The organism is Streptomyces sp. NPDC059142 (assembly GCF_042755665.1).
Lineage (GTDB): Bacteria > Actinomycetota > Actinomycetes > Streptomycetales > Streptomycetaceae > Streptomyces.
On sequence record NZ_JBHZDA010000022.1, the window covers coordinates 1 to 17706 of the forward strand.

The following is a 17706-nucleotide window of genomic DNA, read 5'->3' on the forward strand; positions in this document are numbered from 1 at the left end:
CCGTCCCCGACGATCTCGCGGAGGCGGTCACCCGCGCGTACGCCCGGCTCGGCGAGCGGGCCGCCTGCGCCGTCCGTACCCGTGCTCCGTTACTCGGTCTTGATCGCCGTCAGCATGTTGAGCCTGGCCGCGCTGCGCGCCGGCCACAGCGACGCCAGGACACCCACCAGGGCGGCCAGCGCGAGGAAGAGCGCGATCCTGTCCCACGGGACGAACAGCGCGTACCCGGGGATCGCGTTCTTGATCGTCTGACCGATCGCCCAGGCCAGGAAGGTACCGAGACCGACCCCGACCACCGCGCCGAAGAGCGAGATCACCACGGCCTCCAGCCGGATCATCCGCTTCACCCTGCGCCGGTCCAGACCGATCGCGCGCAGCATGCCGATCTCCTGCTGCCGCTCGAACACCGACATGGCCAGGGTGTTGACGACCCCGAGGACCGCGATGATCAGGGCCATCGCCAGCAGGCCGTACATGATGTTCAGCGCCGTGTTGATCAGCCCGCTGGTCTGGTTCCTGATGTCGTTCTGGTCCATCAGCGTGATCGCCGGGTTCTTGCCCAGGGCGTCCACGAGGGCCTGGGCGCGGACGTCGCTCGGGCCGCCGTCCGTCTTCACCCACACCTCACGGATGTGGTGCGTGGTCTCGTGCGGGTTCGCCAGGTCCGTCGAGATGAGCATCGGGGAGAGGAACTCGTTCCCCTCGTAGACCGCGCCGATCTTCAGGTCGGCGCTCTTCCCGTCGTTGTACTTCACCTGGACGGTGTCGCCGGTCTTCCAGCCCTTGGACTTCGCGGTGTCCTCCGCGACCGCGACCGCGTCGCCGGAGAGCGAGCCGAGCGAGCCGGAGACCGTGGTGATGTTGAAGACCTTCTCGATGTCCCCGGGGGTCACTCCGGAGGCCGACACGTAGTCGCCCTTGATCTCCAGGTCGACCGCCTGCTGCGGGGAGACCGCGCTGACGCCGGGCGCCTTCTCCAGCGCGCTCAGGGCGCTCGGGTCGAGGGGGCTGCCGTTGGCCATCGAGGCCATGTAGTCGGCCTTGATGTTGTCGGTGGTCATCTGGTCGATGGCCTGGCCGATCGTGACACCCAGCACGGTGAGGGCGGTGACCAGGGTGAGCCCGATGGCCAGCGCGGAGGCGGTGGCCCCGGTGCGCCGCGGGTTGCGCACGGCGTTCTGGCCGGCCAGCTTGCCGGAGACCCCGAAGGCCCCTATGAGCAGCGGCCGTACGAGCGCGATGACCGGCCGGGAGAGCAGCGGGATGAGCACGATGACACCGATCATCGTGAGGAACCCGCCCGCGGCCAGCAGGAACCGGCCGTCGGAGCCCTGCTTCGCGCCCACCAGGATCAGGGCGGCGCCCAGCAGGGCGATGACCAGGCCGATGGAGTTGCGGACGACGAGGGACTTGGTGGTCGCCACGGCGTGCACGCTGCTCATCGCCGCCACCGGCGGGATCTTGGCGGCCCGGCGGGCGGGCAGCCAGGCGGCGAAGACGGTGATCAGCACGCCGACGCCGAGCGCGGCGGCGATCGCGACCGGGGAGACGACCAGCGGTCCGGCCGGGATCTTCGCGCCGAACGAGTCCATCAGGCCGCGCAGTCCGATCGCCAGACCGAGCCCGAGGGCGAAGCCGACCACCGAGGCGATGACGCCGACGATGGCCGCCTCGGCCAGCACCGAGCGCTTGACCTGCTTGCGGGAGGCGCCGACGGCGCGCAGCAGCGCCAGTTCCTTGGTGCGCTGGGCGACCAGCATGGTGAAGGTGTTGGAGATCAGGAAGATGCCGACGAACAGGGCGATGGCGGCGAAGGCCAGCAGCATCTGGTTGAGGCCGGAGAGACCCGACTCGATGTCCTTCGCCTGCTTCTCGGCCAGCGCGTCGCCGGTCTCCGCCTCGGCGTTCTTCGGGAGGAGCTTCTTCACCTGCGTGAGGAGCGCGGCGTCGGAGGTGCCGGGGGCGGCGCTGACGGTCGCCTTCTCGTAGTAGCCGGGCTCCAGGTAGAGCTTCTGGGCGACCTCGGTGGTGAAGAGGACCAGGCTGCCGCCCGCGTTGACCGCGCCGTCCTCGGTGGTGAAGACACCGGAGAGGGTGTACTCCTTCACCGGTCCGTTGGTGGCGACCCGCACGGTGTCACCGACCTTGTACTCGCCCTTGGTGGCGGTGTCCTTGTCGAGCGCGATCTGGCCTTCCTCGCGGGGGCCCGAGCCGTCGGTGAAGGTGTACGCGGGGTCCTTGCCGTTCTCGCCGGGCGCGAAGTTGGAGCCCGTGTTGGACCAGCCGTTGCCGATCAGCTTGCCGTCGGGGTCCGCGACCCCGGCGAAGTTCTCGACGCGCCCGGTGACGGAGGAGACCCCGTCGAGCGCCTGGATCCGGTCCATGGCCGTCTGGCTGAGACCCGCGCCGCCCTTACGGGCCTCCGGGTCGTCGCTGTCGCGGGAGTCGTAGGCGGATATGGAGACGGCTACGTCCTTGTAGCTCTTCGACGACTGGTTGCGGAAGGCGCTGCCGAGGGTGTCGGTGAAGATCAGGGTGCCGGAGACGAAGGCGACGCCGAGCATGACGGCGAGCACGGTCATCAGCAGCCTGGCCTTGTGCGCGAGCACAGTACGCAGGGCGGTACGGAACATGATGGAAGTCCTGGTGAGGGTGGGCCGGAGGGGACGGGACTGCGCGTACGGTCAGCTCGTGCGGCCCTTGGCGTCGAACGCCTTCATCCGGTCCAGCACGCCGTCGGCGGTGGGCGCGAACATCTCGTCGACGATGCGGCCGTCGGCGAGGAAGATCACCCGGTCCGCGTAGGAGGCCGCCGCCGGGTCGTGCGTCACCATCACGACGGTCTGGCCCAGCTCCCGTACCGAGTTGCGCAGGAAGCCCAGCACCTCGGCGCCGGAGCGCGAGTCCAGGTTCCCGGTCGGCTCGTCACCGAAGATGATCTCGGGCTGCGAGGCGAGGGCGCGGGCGACGGCCACGCGCTGCTGCTGGCCGCCGGAGAGCTGCGTGGGCCGGTGGCCGAGCCGGTCGGAGAGGCCGATCATCGTGATGACCTGGTCGAGCCACGCCTTGTCGGGCTTGCGGCCGGCGATGTCCATGGGGAGCGTGATGTTCTCCAGGGCCGTCAGGGTCGGCAGCAGGTTGAACGCCTGGAAGATGAAGCCGATCTTGTCCCGGCGAAGCTGGGTGAGCTTCTTGTCCTTCAGGGTGGACAGCTCGGTCTCGCCGATGCGGACGGAGCCGCTGCTGAAGCTGTCGAGGCCGGCCACGCAGTGCATCAGCGTGGACTTGCCGGAGCCGGACGGGCCCATGATCGCGGTGAACTCGCCCTGGCGGAAGTCGACGGAGACATGGTCGAGCGCGACCACTTGGGTCTCGCCCACTCCGTAGACCTTCGAGAGATCGGAGGCGCGAGCGGCCACTGCGGTGGCGCGGTGGGCGAGCGGGGTGGTGGTCACGGAAGAACACTCCTGTCGGACGGTCAGGACGGGACCGGGCTGAGCCGGCGGCGGGGCTCCGCGGACGGAGGAACCCCTCCCTCGCGGACCTCTCCATCCTCTTCGCGAAGGACCCCTCCGGGCGTCCGTCGCGATGCCCGTTCCCGTGGCCGCCTTGGGTCTGACCCTCGGGGGTGCGCTCTCCTCCTGGGGTATGACACCGGCCCTGAGAGGGTGTACATCCGGTCCCCGGAAGTTCCCCGGCCCCTCGCGCGCCCACCCGCGCGCCGGAGGCGCCCCGGCGTACGTCGGAGCGGCGCCTGTGCCGGATGCGTGACCGGGCGGCGACTTTTCGTCATTCTCGTGTGCCTCGGTACGAGATGACCACCCGCGCCCGGCATGTGCCGATGGCTCGTTACGTGCCCTGACGCACCCTCAGACCTCAATAAAATAAGACAACATCGGGTAGGCGCTCGGCTGTTCGAGTGGTGTGTCCCGATAGGCTCCTGTGCCAACGCGGCGTCGCGCGCCTTGCCCGGATGGTGGAATGCAGACACGGCGAGCTTAAACCTCGCTGCCCCTCGGGGGCGTGCCGGTTCAAGTCCGGCTCCGGGCACATCACGCGCCACGTGCCGGTCGGCGCCGCGGTCCCTTTGGGCGGCTTTTGTGACGAGCGGCACGCCGTTGGCGTCCCGATTCGGCGAAAGATCCTCCCCGAGCACTAGGACGTACGCTTTGCTCTCCCATTACTCTTGACGCAAGGCCGCGCTGGGTGGCCATGGAGGAGTGAGATGAGGAGCAGCAACCCGGTCTTCTCGCGACGGGGCTTCAGCCGCGACAACGGCCACGCGGGCTTCAACGCGGCGCCGCAGGCCGGGGGCCCCGCCGTAGGAACCAACCCGTACGCGACGAACCCGTACGCGACCAACCCCTACGCGCAGCAGCAGGGCGCCCCGGTCGGCACGCCGCAGGCACCGCCGAGCACCGGTGCCATGACCATCGACGACGTTGTCACCCGTACGGGGATGACGCTGGGCACGGTCGTGCTCACGGCGGTCCTCTCCTGGGTGCTGCTGCCGGTCGACCCGGCGAACATGGGCATGTCGTACGGCATCGCCATCGGCGCCGTGCTCGTCGCGTTCGCCCTGTCGATGATCCAGTCCTTCAAGCGCAAGCCGTCCCCGGCGCTGATCCTGTCGTACGCGGCGTTCGAGGGTGTCTTCCTCGGAGTGATCAGCAACGTCGTCAGCACGTACATCGCGCCCGGCGTGGTGGTGCAGGCCGTGATGGGCACGATGGCGGTCTTCGCCGGCGTGCTGTTCGCGTACAAGATGCGCTGGATCCGCGTCACCCGCCGTTTCTACGGCTTCGTGATGGCCGCCGCGATGGGCTTCGTGCTCCTCATGGTCGCCAACATGCTCTTCAGCGTCTTCGGTGGCGGTGACGGCCTCGGCTTCCGCAGCGGTGGCCTCGGCATCCTCTTCGGGATCATCGGCATCATCCTCGGCGCGTGCTTCCTGGCGCTCGACTTCAAGCAGGTCGAGGACGGCGTCGCGTACGGCGCTCCGCGCGAGGAGTCCTGGCTGGCGGCCTTCGGCCTCACGCTGACCCTGGTGTGGATCTACATGGAGATGCTGCGGCTCTTCTCGATCCTCAGCGGCAACGACTAGCAGGTCGGCGGGGTACCCGGCGGGCCGGCAGCGGCCGACCGGGTGACGGACACACAGACGGAGGGGGGGGGGGGGCGGGGCCCGCGGGGGGCCCGCCCGGGGGCGCCCGCCCGGCGCTGCGAGCGCGGCGGAGCCCCCCCCCCGCCCCCCCACCCCTCCGTCGTCCTTCGTCGTGTCGAACCGTTGCCGACCGGTACGCCTACCGGTGCGGCTTAGGTGAGGCGGCGTGCCGCGCGCCTCAGGTCGTACTCGTGGACGATCGCCTTGGCGTGTCCGTACGCGAGGTCGTGCTCACTCCGCAGCCAGCTCACCTTCTCCTCGAAACGGAAGAGGGACGGGCCGTCCTCGACGGTGCGGAGCCAGTCGGAGATCTCACGACCGGTGCAATGGGGGATTCGGGCGAGCAGGTTGCGGTGGGTCTCTTCGGAGAAGACAAGGGACATCGGCGCCTCCGGACGCTCTGCGCTGCTTGCTGGTCCTTCTGGACGGGATCCTTTCGGTCCTTCCGGTCCTTTACGCCCACCGTGCCTGAGCCGGGGGCCGTTGGCAAGGGCTGTTGGCAAGACGGTGGCAGCGGGTCCCGACGGCCGCGTAGGGTCGGGCGGGTGCTCGATACAACGCCTCTGACGGCTGCCGTGGACCGTTTCGCCGACCGGCTCAGGACCGCCCCGCAGAGCCGGCTCCAGCGCGGCGCCGCGGCCCGCGCGCTGGAGCTGGCCAGGGAGTTGTCCGTCAGGGCGCAGCGTCTGGAGAGTCCGGGGACGCCGGTGCGGATCATGCCGGACGCCGGGGTCTTCGCCGTCGCCGATCAGCTCACGGTCGCGGCCGGGGACCTGGCGGAGGCACTGCGGACGGCCCCGTCCGAAGAGGAACTGGACGAGGCCGTGCGGTCGGTGGAGAAGACGGTGGCCGACGCGTCGCTCTGACGCTCGGCGAGCGGGCCGGTCAGAGTGACGCTATGACGCGGTCCGCCAGGATGTAGATGTGCTCGGCGCCGGTGTCGCCGTGGGGGTATCCGTCGCCGCCGCAGGAGAACGTCAGGGTGTACGCGCCCGAGACACCGGACCCGCCCAGCAGGAACGGGGCCTCGCCCTCGCGCAGCGCGTCGGAGAGCCGCTCGGCGGTCTCGCGGTGCCCCGGGGTCATGCACAGCGTCGTACCGTCCGCGAAGACATAGACGTCGAGCGTGCCCAGCGGGCCGGGGCGGACGTCGGCCAGCGCCGTACGCGTCCGTGCCAGCTCTTCGAGCCGGGCGACGGTGCGCTCGTGGTCGGTGACGACCGGGGTCTGCACGGGGACGAAGTCCGGGTGCGAGGGGTGGCGGCGGCGGGCGGCGGCCAGTTCGGGGGAGTCCTCCGCGAACTCGACGGCCTCGCTCGTACCGGCCATGCCGCCCATGCCGAGCGCGGTCCCGACCGGCTCCGTCAGCTCACCGGAGGCGGAGTGGTCCGGGTGGCCCGAGAAGTCGTCGAACGCCTCGGCGGCGTCCAGGTCGAGCGCCTCCAGGGCCTCCAGCGACTCCAGGCCGACGAAGTCCATCTGGCGCGGCACGTAGAACGGGGTGTCCTCCGCGCCGAGGCCGGACAGCCCGCCCAGCATCGACGGGGAGTCGGTGGCGTCGCGGGCCTCCTGAGCGGCCCAGAAGGCGCGCGCCTCGGCCAGCTCCCGCTCCCGCTCCTCGGCCAGGGCCTCGGCGACGGCGGTACGTATGGCGTCGGTCTGGACGGCGTCGGCGGCGCTTCTGGCCTGCGGAACGGCGGCGGCGAGGCCGACGGGGCGCACCGCGGCCAGTTCACCGCGCAGGGCGCTGACCTGCCGACGCAGCGAGTGAGCGGCGTGCAGGGCAGCGACGCCCACGGCCGTGGCGGTGGCCGTGGTCAGCAGCAGGGCAAGAGACATGGTGCTCACTGACTACTCCCGATTCCGATCGATACCCCCGACTTCCTACCTCAGCTTGTCGGGGGCGGGGACCGCGCGGCAGTGCATTACGTCATGAAATGGACAGGTCTTTCGACCTTACGTATCGCCGGTTCACCGCCCTGACCAGGGCAAACGAATCTCCCCCGGGCATAGGTCACATCCTGGGGGAGATTCAGTCACGACTGGGGATCGGGGGCGGCCGTGGTCGCTTTTCCGTACTGCGCGGACACGTTGGGTGACAGGCCCTGGTCTCCGCCGCGGCTCAGCTCAGCCGCTCGTGTTTCCGGTCGCGCTGGGCTTCGCCTCCGCTGCGGGCAGGTGCCGTCCTCGTACCTCGGACGACCCCTGCCCTCCGCTGCGGCTCAGCTCAGCCGCTCGATCACCATCGCCATGCCCTGTCCGCCGCCCACGCACATCGTCTCCAGGCCGAACTGCTTGTCGTGGAACTGGAGGCTGTTGATCAGTGTGCCGGTGATCCGCGCGCCGGTCATGCCGAAGGGGTGGCCCACCGCGATGGCGCCGCCGTTGACGTTCAGCTTCTCCAGCGGGATGCCCAGGTCCCGGTAGGACGGGATGACCTGGGCCGCGAACGCCTCGTTGATCTCGACCAGGTCGATGTCCCCGACGGTCAGCCCGGCGCGGGAGAGCGCCTGGCGGGACGCCTCGACCGGGCCGTATCCCATGATCTCCGGCGACAGGCCGGTGACGCCGGTGGAGACGATCCGGGCCAGCGGCGTCAGGCCCAGCTCGCGCGCCTTGGTGTCCGACATGATCACGAGCGCGGCGGCGCCGTCGTTGAGCGGACAGCAGTTGCCGGCCGTGACCCGGCCGTCCGGGCGGAAGACGGGCTTGAGGCCCCGTACGCCCTCCAGGGTGACGCCCGCGCGCGGCCCGTCGTCCGCCGTGACGACCGTGCCGTCCGGCGTGGTCACCGGGGTGATCTCGCGCTCCCAGAAGCCGTTCTTGAGGGCTTCCTCGGCGAGGTTCTGCGACCGTACGCCGAACTCGTCCATCTCCTCGCGGGTGACGCCCTTGAGGCGGGCCAGGTTCTCGGCCGTCTGCCCCATCGCGATGTACGCGTCGGGCACCAGGCCGTCGGCGCGCGGGTCGTGCCACTCGGCGCCCTCGCTCCCCGCGACGGCGGCGGTCCGCTCCTCGGCCTCCGCGAAGAGCGGGTTGTGCGTGCCGGGCATGCCGTCCGAGGAGCCGTTGACGGAGCGCGAGACCATCTCGACGCCCGCCGAGATGAAGACGTCGCCCTCGCCCGCCTTGATGGCGTGCAGGGCCATCCGCGAGGTCTGGAGCGACGAGGAGCAGTAGCGGGTGATCGTGCACCCGGGAAGGTGGTCCATGCCGAGCTGTACGGCGACGATACGGCCCAGGTTGTGGCCCTGTTCGCCGCCCGGCAGGCCGCAGCCGAGCATCAGGTCGTCGATGTCGCGGGGGTCCAGCTCGGGGATCCTGTCGAGCGCGGCACGGATGATCGTGGCGGTCAGGTCGTCGGGCCGCAGCTCCTTGAGCGAGCCCTTGAAGGCCCGGCCGATCGGGGAGCGGGCGGCAGAGACGATCACGGCTTCGGGCATCACGGCTCCAGGGGTGCGGGAGTGGATCCAAGGGCAGGGCTCACTGGGAAGTTACCCGTACGTAGTACACGGGTCACCTGGCCCGGCGTGTGATGCGGGCCTCTTTTCTAAGCGCTTGCTCACCCCCGGGCTCATGTCTCCCTGACCCCGTGCGCCTCCGCCGCGCTCGGGTCCTCCGGGGTGGCCTCCGCGGGGGACGGCAGCGGGTGGCGCCGGCGGCGGTGCTTGAGCAGGGCCCACGGCGCCCGGACGCCCGTGACCTCCGTACCGGCCCGGGACGCCGCCGCCGAGGCCGCCTTCGCGACCGGCAGCATGTCCTCGTCGCGCGCGGCGTCGAGGTGGTCCGTCTCCGGCCACAGGCCGAGCACCGCGCAGAGGGTGGGCAGGACCGCCATGGCGGCCGTCGCGTACCCCTCCGCGGAGGGGTGGTAGTTGTCCGGGCCGAACAGCTCGCGCGGGTTCGCCGCGAACTCCGGGCCCAGCAGGTCGCCCAGCGAGACCGTACGGCCGCCCTGCTCCACCGCCACGATCGTCTGCGCGGCGGCGAGCTGGCGGCTCGCGCGCCGGGCCAGCCACCGCAGCGGCTGGTACACCGGCTCGATCGTGCCCAGGTCGGGGCAGGTCCCGACGACCACCTCGGCACCGGCCGTACGCAGCCGCCGTACCGCCGCCGCCAGGCAGCGCACGGACTCGGTGGCCGGCATCCGGTGCGTCACGTCGTTCGCGCCGATCATGATCACGCAGACGTCGGGGACGGGCTTCGTGGCGCCGGTCCCCGCGCCGGGGCCGGGCGCCGTCCATGGGGCAGGCTCCGACAGGAGCTGGCTCACCTGCCGCTCCAGATCGTCGGACCTGGCCCCGGGCAGCGCCACGTTCCGCAGGTCCACCGGGCGTTCGGCGACCGCCGCGAGCCCCGAGGCGAGCAGCGCCCCCGGGGTCTGCCCGGCCCGCCGTACGCCCTGACCCGCCGCCGTGGAGTCACCCAGAATGCCCATCCGCAGTGGCTCCGTGTGGCCGAAGGCCAGTCCGTACCAGCCGTCGCCGCTGGGCGGTACGGGGGCGGTCCCGCCGCCCACCGACCGCTTCGCGAGCTGGACCTCCGCCAGCACCACCCCGATGCCCGCCGCTCCCAGCAGGCCGATGGACCCACCGCCGTAGGCGGCGCCCGCCGCGATCCTTCGTGCCACCCTCGCCCTCGACACAGTGCGAGCCTCCTCGTCGTCCTACGCACGAGTACGTACACCAGCTAACTGCCCCGTGGGTACCGTCGCCCAATCTCACCCGCGGGCGCATACGCTGGCCGGACCATCACGGAGACCCCGGAGACAACGGTGCAATTCCACGACTCGATGATCAGCCTGGTCGGCAATACCCCGCTGCTGAAGCTGACCAGCGTGACCGAAGGCATTCAGGCGACAGTCCTGGCCAAGGTCGAATACTTCAACCCCGGCGGCTCGGTCAAGGACCGGATCGCCCTGCGCATGATCGAGGCGGCCGAGGAGAGCGGCGAGCTGCGGCCCGGCGGCACGATCGTCGAACCGACGAGCGGCAACACGGGCGTCGGCCTCGCCATCGTGGCCCAGCGGAAGGGCTACAAGTGCGTCTTCGTCTGCCCCGACAAGGTCTCCACGGACAAGATCAACGTGCTGCGCGCGTACGGCGCCGAGGTCGTCGTCTGCCCCACCGCGGTCGACCCCGAGCACCCCGACTCGTACTACAACGTCTCCGACCGGCTGGTGCGTGAGACGCCGGGCGCCTGGAAGCCGGACCAGTACAGCAACCCGAACAACCCGCGCTCGCACTACGAGACCACGGGCCCCGAGCTGTGGGACCAGACGGACGGCCGGATCACCCATTTCGTCGCGGGCGTCGGCACGGGCGGCACCATCACCGGCACCGGCCGCTACCTGAAGGAGAAGAGCGGCGGGCGCGTACGGATCGTGGGCGCCGACCCGGAGGGCTCCGTGTACTCGGGCGGCTCCGGGCGGCCGTACCTGGTCGAGGGCGTCGGTGAGGACTTCTGGCCGACCGCGTACGACCGTACGGTCACCGACGAGATCGTCGCCGTGTCCGACAAGGACTCCTTCCAGATGACGCGTCGTCTCGCCAAGGAGGAGGGCCTGCTCGTCGGCGGCTCCTGCGGGATGGCGGTCGTCGCGGCGCTCAAGGTCGCGGAGGGGCTCGGCCCGGACGATGTCGTGGTCGTCCTGCTGCCGGACAGCGGCCGGGGCTACCTCAGCAAGATCTTCAACGACGAGTGGATGAACGACTACGGCTTCCTCGACCACGACGGCGACACCGCGAGCGTCGGGGACGTGCTGCGCCACAAGGCGGGCCCGATCCCCACCCTCGTCCACATGCACCCCGAGGAGACCGTGGGCGAGGCCATCGACGTCCTGCGGGAGTACGGCGTCTCCCAGATGCCGATCGTGAAGCCGGGCGCCGGTCACCCGGACGTGATGGCCGCGGAGGTCATCGGCTCGGTGGTGGAGCGGGAGCTGCTGGACGCGCTGTTCACCCAGCGCGCCTCCCTCGGCGACCCGCTGGAGAAGCACATGTCGTCCCCGCTGCCGCAGGTCGGCTCGGGCGAGCCGGTCGCCGACCTGATGGCCGCGCTGAGCGGTTCCGACGGCGCGGACGCGGCGATCGTCCTGGTCGAGGGGAAGCCCACGGGCGTCGTGAGCAGGCAGGACCTGCTGGCGTACCTGGCCGGCGGACTGGTCGGCGGCACGGCCGCCGCAGCGGCCGCCGGCGCGGTCGGCGGCGCGAAGTAATCGCTGGTGGGTGGCCGGGTCCGGCCACCCACGGGCGGTTCGCGGCGATCCGGAAGCTCGGGTTCGCGAAAGTGGTACGAGCGCGACACGTCCACGCAGCACTCGCTTAACACGCGCCCTGCATAGTCGTTGTTGTCGGCGTCAAGGACTTCCGGAGCGGCTCCCGGACCTCCATGGACGCCCGGACACGTCAGCCGGCCCTGACCCGGACCGTGTCCCTCGCGGGGACCGCCGTCGTCCCGCCCCCCGGTAACGGGGGTGCGGCGGTCCCCGCGACTACTCTCCCGCCGGCTCAGACCTCCCAGTCGGACTCCGTACGCCGCTGCCGGGGCAACCGGGGCCGGCCGTGCAGGGCGTGCACCGCGTTGACCGCGACGATGCCGATCCAGCAGACCACCAGGCCCTTGAAGCCGGCGTTCACCACGGCGATCGCCGTGAGCGGGACGGCGAGGATCAGGGAGACGAGGCCGAAGCCGAAACGCTCCCCGAACCCCTCCACGGACGGGGACGACGGCGCGTTGCCACGGGCGACGACCATCTGTTTCTCGGCGAGCTGCCGCCGGACACGGCGGTCCACCGTGCTGTCCAGCCGCTGCTCCACCTTCTCCAGGAACGACTCGATGAGCGCGGAGTCGTACTCCGCCCCCAGCTCGTTGCGCGCCTGGAGTGTGGCGTCGAGGTCCTTCTTCAGCTCAGGGTCGCGGGCTTCCATACCGGTACGGTACGAAGCGGACGGGCCCCGGTCAGTGGGGCTACCCCCCGTCTTTGCCCGGGCCCGCCCGGCGCCCCTCCGTCCGGGGACGTGCCGCTCGATCCGTCGCGGCGCCGAAGCCCTCCCTCTCCGCGGGACGTCTCCGTCGGGACGTCTCCGTCGGGACGTCTCCGTCGGGACGTCTCCGTCGGGACGTCTCCGTCAGGACTTCTTCGTCAGGCCCCGCTCGGCCGTCCACTGCCTCGCCACGTCCTCCGGGTCCTTCTTGTCCTTGTCGACCTTGCGGTTCAGCTCCGTCAGATCCTCCGTCGACAGCGCGTTGCCCAGCCGGGCCAGCGCCTTGCGCACCGCCGAGTCGGCCTTGCGGTCGGCGATCAGGGGCACGATGTGCTGACCGGGGATCAGGTTCTTCGGGTCGGTGAGCACCACCCAGCCCTCGTCGGCGATGTCGGTGTCCGTGGTGAAGAGGTTGGCGACGTCCACGTCCCCCTTCTTCAGCGCCCCCTTGACCAGCGGCCCCGAGGAGTCCAGCGACTTGAACTCCTTGAACTCCACGCCGTAGACCTCCTTGAGCCCCACGACGCCCACCACCCGCTTCTTCACCTCGGGCGCCGCCCCGACGACCAGCTTCCCGTTCTGCTTCTTCAGGTCCGCCAGGGTCCGCAGCCCGTACTTCTCGGCGGTCGCGCGCGTGACGGCGAAGGCGTCGGAGTCCTCGGCCTTCCCGTACGGGAGGACCTGGAGCCCCGCCGGGAGGGCGACCGCCAGGGCGTTCTGCATGTCGCCCTCCTCGGTGGCGGTGGCCTTGGGGGAGAGGTAGTGCAGCAGCGCGCCCTGGTACTCGGGGAGCAGGTCGATGTCGCCGCCCTTGAGCGCGGGGATGAGGATCTCGCGGGTGCCGAGGTTGGGGCGGACCTTCGTCTTCACCCCGGCGGCGCCGAGGACGGACGCGTAGAGGTAGCCGAGGATCTGGTTCTCGGTGAAGTTGGCGGTGCCGATGGTGAGCCCGTCCGCGCTGGAGCCGCCGCCCCCGCTCCCGCCGGCCGCGCTCTGCCCGTCGAGGGAGGTGATGCCGCCGCCGCACGCGGCGAGCACGGGGACGGAGGCCGCGGCGAACAGGCCGCCGAGGAGGGTGCGCCGGTTCATCGGTGCGTTCATGGGTGGGTCTCCCGGGAGGGGTACGGAGAAGGTGGAGGAGGGGCGGTCCAGCGGTTCACGCGGGCGTACGGTGGCGGAACAGGAGGCGCTGGAGCCCGGCGAGCGCCAGGTCCAGGACTACGGCGACCACCGCGACCAGCACCGCGCCGCCCAGCACCTGGACGAGGTCGCGCTGGGCGAGACCGTCGAAGACGTACCGGCCCAGACCGCCGAAGCTGACGTACGCGGCGATCGTCGCCGTCGCGACCACCTGGATCAGCGCGAGCCGCAGCCCGGTCATGATCAGCGGCAGCGCGAGCGGGATCTCGACCTGGAACAGCACCTGGTGGCCGCGCATGCCCTGGCCCCGCGCCGCGTCCTTCACCTCCGGGTCGATCGCGCTCATCCCCGCGTACGTGTTGGTCACGATCGACGGGACCGCGAGCGCCACCAGCGCCACGTACACCGGCGTCATGGAGAGCCCGCTGGCCAGGAAGACCAGCACGACCAGACCGACCGTCGGCAGCGCGCGGCCGAAGGAGGACAGGTTGATCGCGAGGAACGCGCCGCGCCCCGTGTGCCCGATCAGCAGCCCGACGGGCAGCGCGATCACGGCGGCGATCAGGGTCGCGAGCAGCGAGTACTGGAGGTGCTCGGCGAGCCGGTGGCCGATGCCGTCGGACCCCGCCCACTGCTCGCCCGCGGTCAGCCAGGAGCCGAGGTTCTCGAAGAGTTCGTACATGCCGGGTCAGACCTTCCCGCTCGTCCTGGGGCGACCGGGCCGTCTCGTCCAGGGGGTGAGTACGTACTGGACGCCGACCAGAACCGCGTCCGCGACCAGCGCGAGCAGCAGGGTCAGCACGACGCCGGCCACCACGGGGGTGGGGAAGTTGCGCTGGAACCCGTCGGTGAAGAGCTGGCCGAGGCCGCCGTCACCGATGTACGTGGCGACGCTGACCAGGGAGATGGACATGACCGTGGCGATCCGCACGCCCGCCATGATCACGGGGAGGGCGAGTGGCAGCTCGACGGTGAGGAGCGTACGGAGCGGGCGTGTCCCCATGGCCACGGCGGCCTCCCGGGCCTTGACCGGCACGGAGTCGAGCCCTTCGACCGTGTTCCGCAGGAGAACGACCAGCGTGTAGATCGTCAGCCCGATCACGGTGGTGGTCCTGGTCAGCCCGGAGACCGGGAGGAGGAGCACGAAGACCGCGATGGACGGGATCGTGAACAGCACGTTCGAGAGCCCGAGCAGGAACCCGCGCAGCGGGCGCACCCGGTGGGCGAGGACGGCGAGGGGGAGGGAGACCAGCAGGCCGAGGAGGACGGCGGTGAGGGCGGCCTGGAGGTGCGAGACGGTGAGGGTGGCGAGATCGCCCGCGTGGTCGGATATCCACGACCATTGGATGGTCATACGGCCGCGTCCTCGGCGGAGGGGTCCCCGGCGGACGGATCCCCGGCGGAGGAGCCCGCCGCGGGCCCGGCCTCCGAGGCGGACGCCGCCGCTGCCGGCGCCGCTGCGGCCGGGACCGGCGCCGCCGCCTCGCGGTGGCTGCGTCCCGCGTGCTCGTGGATCACCTCGCGCGAGGTGACCCCCGTCAGCACGCCGTCCGCGTCGACCCGGGCTATCTGCCCCGTGGGCGAGGCGATCGACTCGTTCAGCGCCGCGAGCAGCGAGTCCGTGTCGCGCAGCGGCCGTACCGGCGTGATGCGTTCCGCGTGCGCGGGGCCCGTGCCGGGGCCCGCGCCCCGGTCGGGGTCCAGCCAGCCCAGGGGCTCGCCCTTCGCGGAGACGACCAGATGCGGGCCGCTGCCGCGCGCGGGCGCCGGCGCGTCCTCCCGTACCGTCGTCGCCCGCTGGACCGGCACCCGGTCGAGCGTCGTCAGCGACAGCAGCTTCAGCTCGCGCTCCGCGCCGAGGAAGTCGGCGACGAACGGGTCCGCCGGGCGGGCCAGCAGTTCGGCGGGGGCGGCGCACTGGACGAGATGGCCGCCCGTGCGGAAGACCGCGATGCGGTCGCCGAGCCGTACCGCCTCGTCGATGTCGTGCGTGACGAACGCGATGGTCTTGTTCAGCTCCTGCTGGAGGCGGAGCAGCTCGTCCTGGAGCTGGGTCCGTACCACCGGGTCGACCGCGCCGAACGGTTCGTCCATCAGCAGCACCGGCGGGTCGGCGGCGAGCGCCCTGGCCACGCCGACGCGCTGCTGCTGGCCGCCGGAGAGCTGGTGCGGGTAGCGCTTGCCGGCGTCCGCCGCCAGCCCCACGGTCTCCAGCAGCTCCGCCGCCCGTGCCCGTGCCTTCCTGCGGCCCCAGCCGAGCAGCAGGGGCACCGTCGCGATGTTGTCCAGGACGGTCCGGTGCGGGAAGAGCCCCGACTGCTGGATGACGTAGCCGATGCCCCGTCTCAGCTCGGCGGCGTCCTGGTCGAGGATGTCCTTGCCGCCCAGCCGGATGGTGCCGGAGGTCGGGTCGACCATCCGGTTGATCATGCGGAGCGTGGTGGTCTTGCCGCACCCGGAGGAGCCGACCAGCACGGTGATGCCCCCCTCGGGCATCTCCAGCGTCAGGTCGTGGACCGCCGTGGTGCCGTTGGGGAAGCGTTTGTTCACCGCGTCGAATGTGATCATCAGTAGTCCCTTGAGTCGCCTGCCCGCGTCCCGTACCCGCGTCTCTTGCCTCGCTGCATATAGTCATGCAGAGTTCTTGTTCTCTGAATAGATTGTCAATGCCTGCGCGTAAATCACAGGTTACGGATGACCGCAGGGCGAGACGCGAGGTCCGAAAAGAGGCGTTTGAGCATGATGTCGTCCCGCATGACGGACCCAGAGGGTGGTGGGGGTACGAGTCCGGCCACTACGACTATTCCATCCATTGTCGTGCTCGACGGACAGAGCCTCCCGGTGTCCGACATCGTCCGGCTCGCCGACGGCGCCGCCCGACCGGTACCCGGAACCGAGGCGATCAAGCGCGTCGAGCAGAGCTGGCACGTCGCCCGCGAGCTGGCCGCCTCGGGGCGGGTGTACGGGCGCTCCACCGGCGTCGGCGCCAACCGCTCCGAGGCCGTGCCCACCGAGGCCGCCGCCGACCACGGGCTGCGCCTGCTGCGCAGCCACGCCGGGGCCATCGGGGAACCGCTGCCCGCCCGCGAGGTCCGCGCCATGCTCGCCGTGCGCGCCAACCAGCTTCTGGCGGGCGGGGCCGGGCTGCGGCCCACCGTCGTCACCGCGCTCTGCGACGCCCTGGAGTCCGGCGCGTACCCGCTGGTGCACGCGTTCGGCTCGGTCGGCACGGGCGACATCGCCGCCCTCGCGCAGATGGGCCTCGCCCTCGCCGGCGAGCACCCCTGGCGGCTCCCCGGCGAGGACGAGGGAGGCCCGCCCGGCGTACGGACCGGCGGGCGGTCCACGGGAGCGCGCGGCGGCTACTGCGGGCGGGGCGGCCCGCCGCCCGCCCCGCAGCCCCTCGACAACAACGACGCCCTCGCCCTGATCAGCAGCAACGCACTGACCCTCGGCCAGGCGGCGCTCGCCCTCGACGAACTGCGCCGCCTCGTCGCCGCCACCGAACTCGTCGCCGCGCTCTCCCTGCTGGCCGTCGACGGCTCGTACGAGGCGTACGCGGAACCCGTGCACGCCGCGCGCCCGCACCCCGGCTCCTACGCCGTCGCCGCCGACCTGCGCGCGATCCTCGGCGCCCCCGAACGGCCGGGGCCGCCGCTCGGCCGTATCCAGGACCCGTACGGTTTCCGCTGCGTCCCGCAGATACACGGCCCCGCGCGCGACGCCGCCGACGCGCTGGAGCGGGCCCTCGCCGTCGAGATCAACGCCGCCGCCGAGAACCCGCTGATCCGCCCCGGCACGGACGCGGAGCCGCTGCCCGCCGCGTACCACCACGGCGGCTTCTACCTGGCCCAGATCGCCCTGGCGCTCGACCACTTCAGGCTCGCGCTCGTCCAGACCGCGCGGCTCTCCACCTCCCGGCTCTCCGCGCTCAACGAGCCCGGCTTCACCCGGCTGCGGCCCTTCCTCGCCGACGCCGAACCCGCCAGCTCCGGCGTGATGATCCTGGAGTACGCGGCGGGCGCGGCCCTCGGCGATCTGCGGGCGTTCTCCGCGCCCGCCTCGCTCGGCCACGCGGTGCTCTCCCGGGGCGTGGAGGAACAGGCCAGCTTCGCCTCCCTCGCCGCCCGCCAGACACTGCGGCTCGCGGACCCGTACCGCCTGGTCGTCGGCTGCGAACTCGTCGCCGCCGTAAGGGCGTTGCGCCAGCGCGGGCTGCGTCCCGAACCGGAGCTGCCGGTCGGCAGGGCGTATGCGCTGGCCGAGTCCGTACTCGACGAGGAGGTGGCGGACCGGCCGTTGACCGATGATGTGACGGCGGCGGCCACGCTGCTCGACCGGTTCACGGAGCTGGCCGGCGACCTGAGCGCCCGTCCGCCGGCCCGCCACGACCGGCCCCACGAAGGGAATTGAGGA

General features: G+C 71.4%; 15 protein-coding genes and 1 tRNA gene. 5 read left to right on the top strand and 11 right to left on the bottom strand.

The annotated features are described in order from the left end of the window. Positions 1 to 89: 89 nt before the first annotated feature. Positions 90 to 2633 (bottom strand): ABC transporter permease, encoded by a 2544-nt coding sequence (locus ACFXPK_RS11255; protein WP_385074089.1) that lies wholly within the window; start codon positions 2631 to 2633, stop codon positions 90 to 92. 51 nt (positions 2634 to 2684) lie between these two features. Then, complete coding sequence (locus ACFXPK_RS11260; protein ID WP_385005036.1) at positions 2685 to 3455, bottom strand: ABC transporter ATP-binding protein; 771 nt, start codon at positions 3453 to 3455, stop codon at positions 2685 to 2687. Positions 3456 to 3967: 512 nt separating this feature from the next. On the opposite strand from ACFXPK_RS11260, the gene ACFXPK_RS11265 reads away from it, so the two are divergent. Continuing rightward, positions 3968 to 4050, top strand: a tRNA-Leu gene (locus tag ACFXPK_RS11265). 175 nt (positions 4051 to 4225) lie between these two features. Next, positions 4226 to 5104: a Bax inhibitor-1/YccA family protein gene (locus ACFXPK_RS11270; protein WP_385074091.1), complete on the top strand. Its 879-nt coding sequence runs from the start codon at positions 4226 to 4228 to the stop codon at positions 5102 to 5104. 212 nt (positions 5105 to 5316) lie between these two features. Here the strand turns inward: ACFXPK_RS11270 and ACFXPK_RS11275 are convergent, their stop codons facing one another. Beyond that, positions 5317 to 5547: a DUF4287 domain-containing protein gene (locus ACFXPK_RS11275; protein WP_329823452.1), complete on the bottom strand. Its 231-nt coding sequence runs from the start codon at positions 5545 to 5547 to the stop codon at positions 5317 to 5319. 162 nt (positions 5548 to 5709) lie between these two features. Here ACFXPK_RS11275 and ACFXPK_RS11280 point away from each other — a divergent pair, with 162 nt between their 5' ends. Beyond that, complete coding sequence (locus tag ACFXPK_RS11280) at positions 5710 to 6030, top strand: hypothetical protein (RefSeq protein ID WP_384992388.1); 321 nt, start codon at positions 5710 to 5712, stop codon at positions 6028 to 6030. Between the two features lie 19 nt (positions 6031 to 6049). Here the strand turns inward: ACFXPK_RS11280 and ACFXPK_RS11285 are convergent, their stop codons facing one another. From ACFXPK_RS11285 to ACFXPK_RS11295, 3 genes are all read right to left on the bottom strand, one after another. Then, positions 6050 to 7003 carry a hypothetical protein gene (locus ACFXPK_RS11285; RefSeq protein WP_385074192.1) on the bottom strand — a complete coding sequence of 318 codons (954 nt, stop codon included), beginning with the start codon at positions 7001 to 7003 and terminating at the stop codon, positions 6050 to 6052. Positions 7004 to 7386: 383 nt separating this feature from the next. Continuing rightward, positions 7387 to 8607, bottom strand: a complete 1221-nt coding sequence (locus tag ACFXPK_RS11290; RefSeq protein WP_384992386.1) for an acetyl-CoA C-acetyltransferase — start codon at positions 8605 to 8607, stop codon at positions 7387 to 7389. A 131-nt stretch (positions 8608 to 8738) separates the two neighbouring features. After that, entirely contained in the window at positions 8739 to 9794 is a 1056-nt protein-coding gene (locus tag ACFXPK_RS11295; protein WP_384992383.1) for an SGNH/GDSL hydrolase family protein, read from the bottom strand. A gap of 144 nt (positions 9795 to 9938) precedes the next feature. Between ACFXPK_RS11295 and ACFXPK_RS11300 the strand changes: the two genes are divergently transcribed. Next, positions 9939 to 11381, top strand: coding sequence for a cystathionine beta-synthase (locus ACFXPK_RS11300; RefSeq protein WP_385074095.1), 1443 nt, complete (start codon positions 9939 to 9941; stop codon positions 11379 to 11381). A gap of 292 nt (positions 11382 to 11673) precedes the next feature. On the opposite strand, the gene ACFXPK_RS11305 is transcribed toward ACFXPK_RS11300, so the two are convergent. The 5 genes from ACFXPK_RS11305 to ACFXPK_RS11325 all read right to left on the bottom strand — a co-directional run bounded on the left by ACFXPK_RS11305 (position 11674) and on the right by ACFXPK_RS11325 (position 15858). Continuing rightward, positions 11674 to 12093, bottom strand: coding sequence for a hypothetical protein (locus ACFXPK_RS11305; RefSeq protein ID WP_385074098.1), 420 nt, complete (start codon positions 12091 to 12093; stop codon positions 11674 to 11676). Positions 12094 to 12294: 201 nt separating this feature from the next. After that, positions 12295 to 13239, bottom strand: a complete 945-nt coding sequence (locus ACFXPK_RS11310; RefSeq protein WP_385074194.1) for an ABC transporter substrate-binding protein — start codon at positions 13237 to 13239, stop codon at positions 12295 to 12297. Between the two features lie 67 nt (positions 13240 to 13306). Next, positions 13307 to 13972 carry an ABC transporter permease gene (locus ACFXPK_RS11315; RefSeq protein WP_384992376.1) on the bottom strand — a complete coding sequence of 222 codons (666 nt, stop codon included), beginning with the start codon at positions 13970 to 13972 and terminating at the stop codon, positions 13307 to 13309. A 6-nt stretch (positions 13973 to 13978) separates the two neighbouring features. Then, positions 13979 to 14644, bottom strand: a complete 666-nt coding sequence (locus ACFXPK_RS11320) for an ABC transporter permease (RefSeq protein WP_384992373.1) — start codon at positions 14642 to 14644, stop codon at positions 13979 to 13981. Next, positions 14641 to 15858: an ABC transporter ATP-binding protein gene (locus ACFXPK_RS11325; RefSeq protein ID WP_385074102.1), complete on the bottom strand. Its 1218-nt coding sequence runs from the start codon at positions 15856 to 15858 to the stop codon at positions 14641 to 14643. Before ACFXPK_RS11325 ends, ACFXPK_RS11320 begins: the two co-directional genes overlap by 4 nt. Before the next feature lie 174 nt (positions 15859 to 16032). Here ACFXPK_RS11325 and ACFXPK_RS11330 point away from each other — a divergent pair, with 174 nt between their 5' ends. Next, positions 16033 to 17703, top strand: a complete 1671-nt coding sequence (locus ACFXPK_RS11330; RefSeq protein WP_385074197.1) for an aromatic amino acid ammonia-lyase — start codon at positions 16033 to 16035, stop codon at positions 17701 to 17703. The last annotated feature ends 3 nt before the right edge of the window (positions 17704 to 17706 follow it).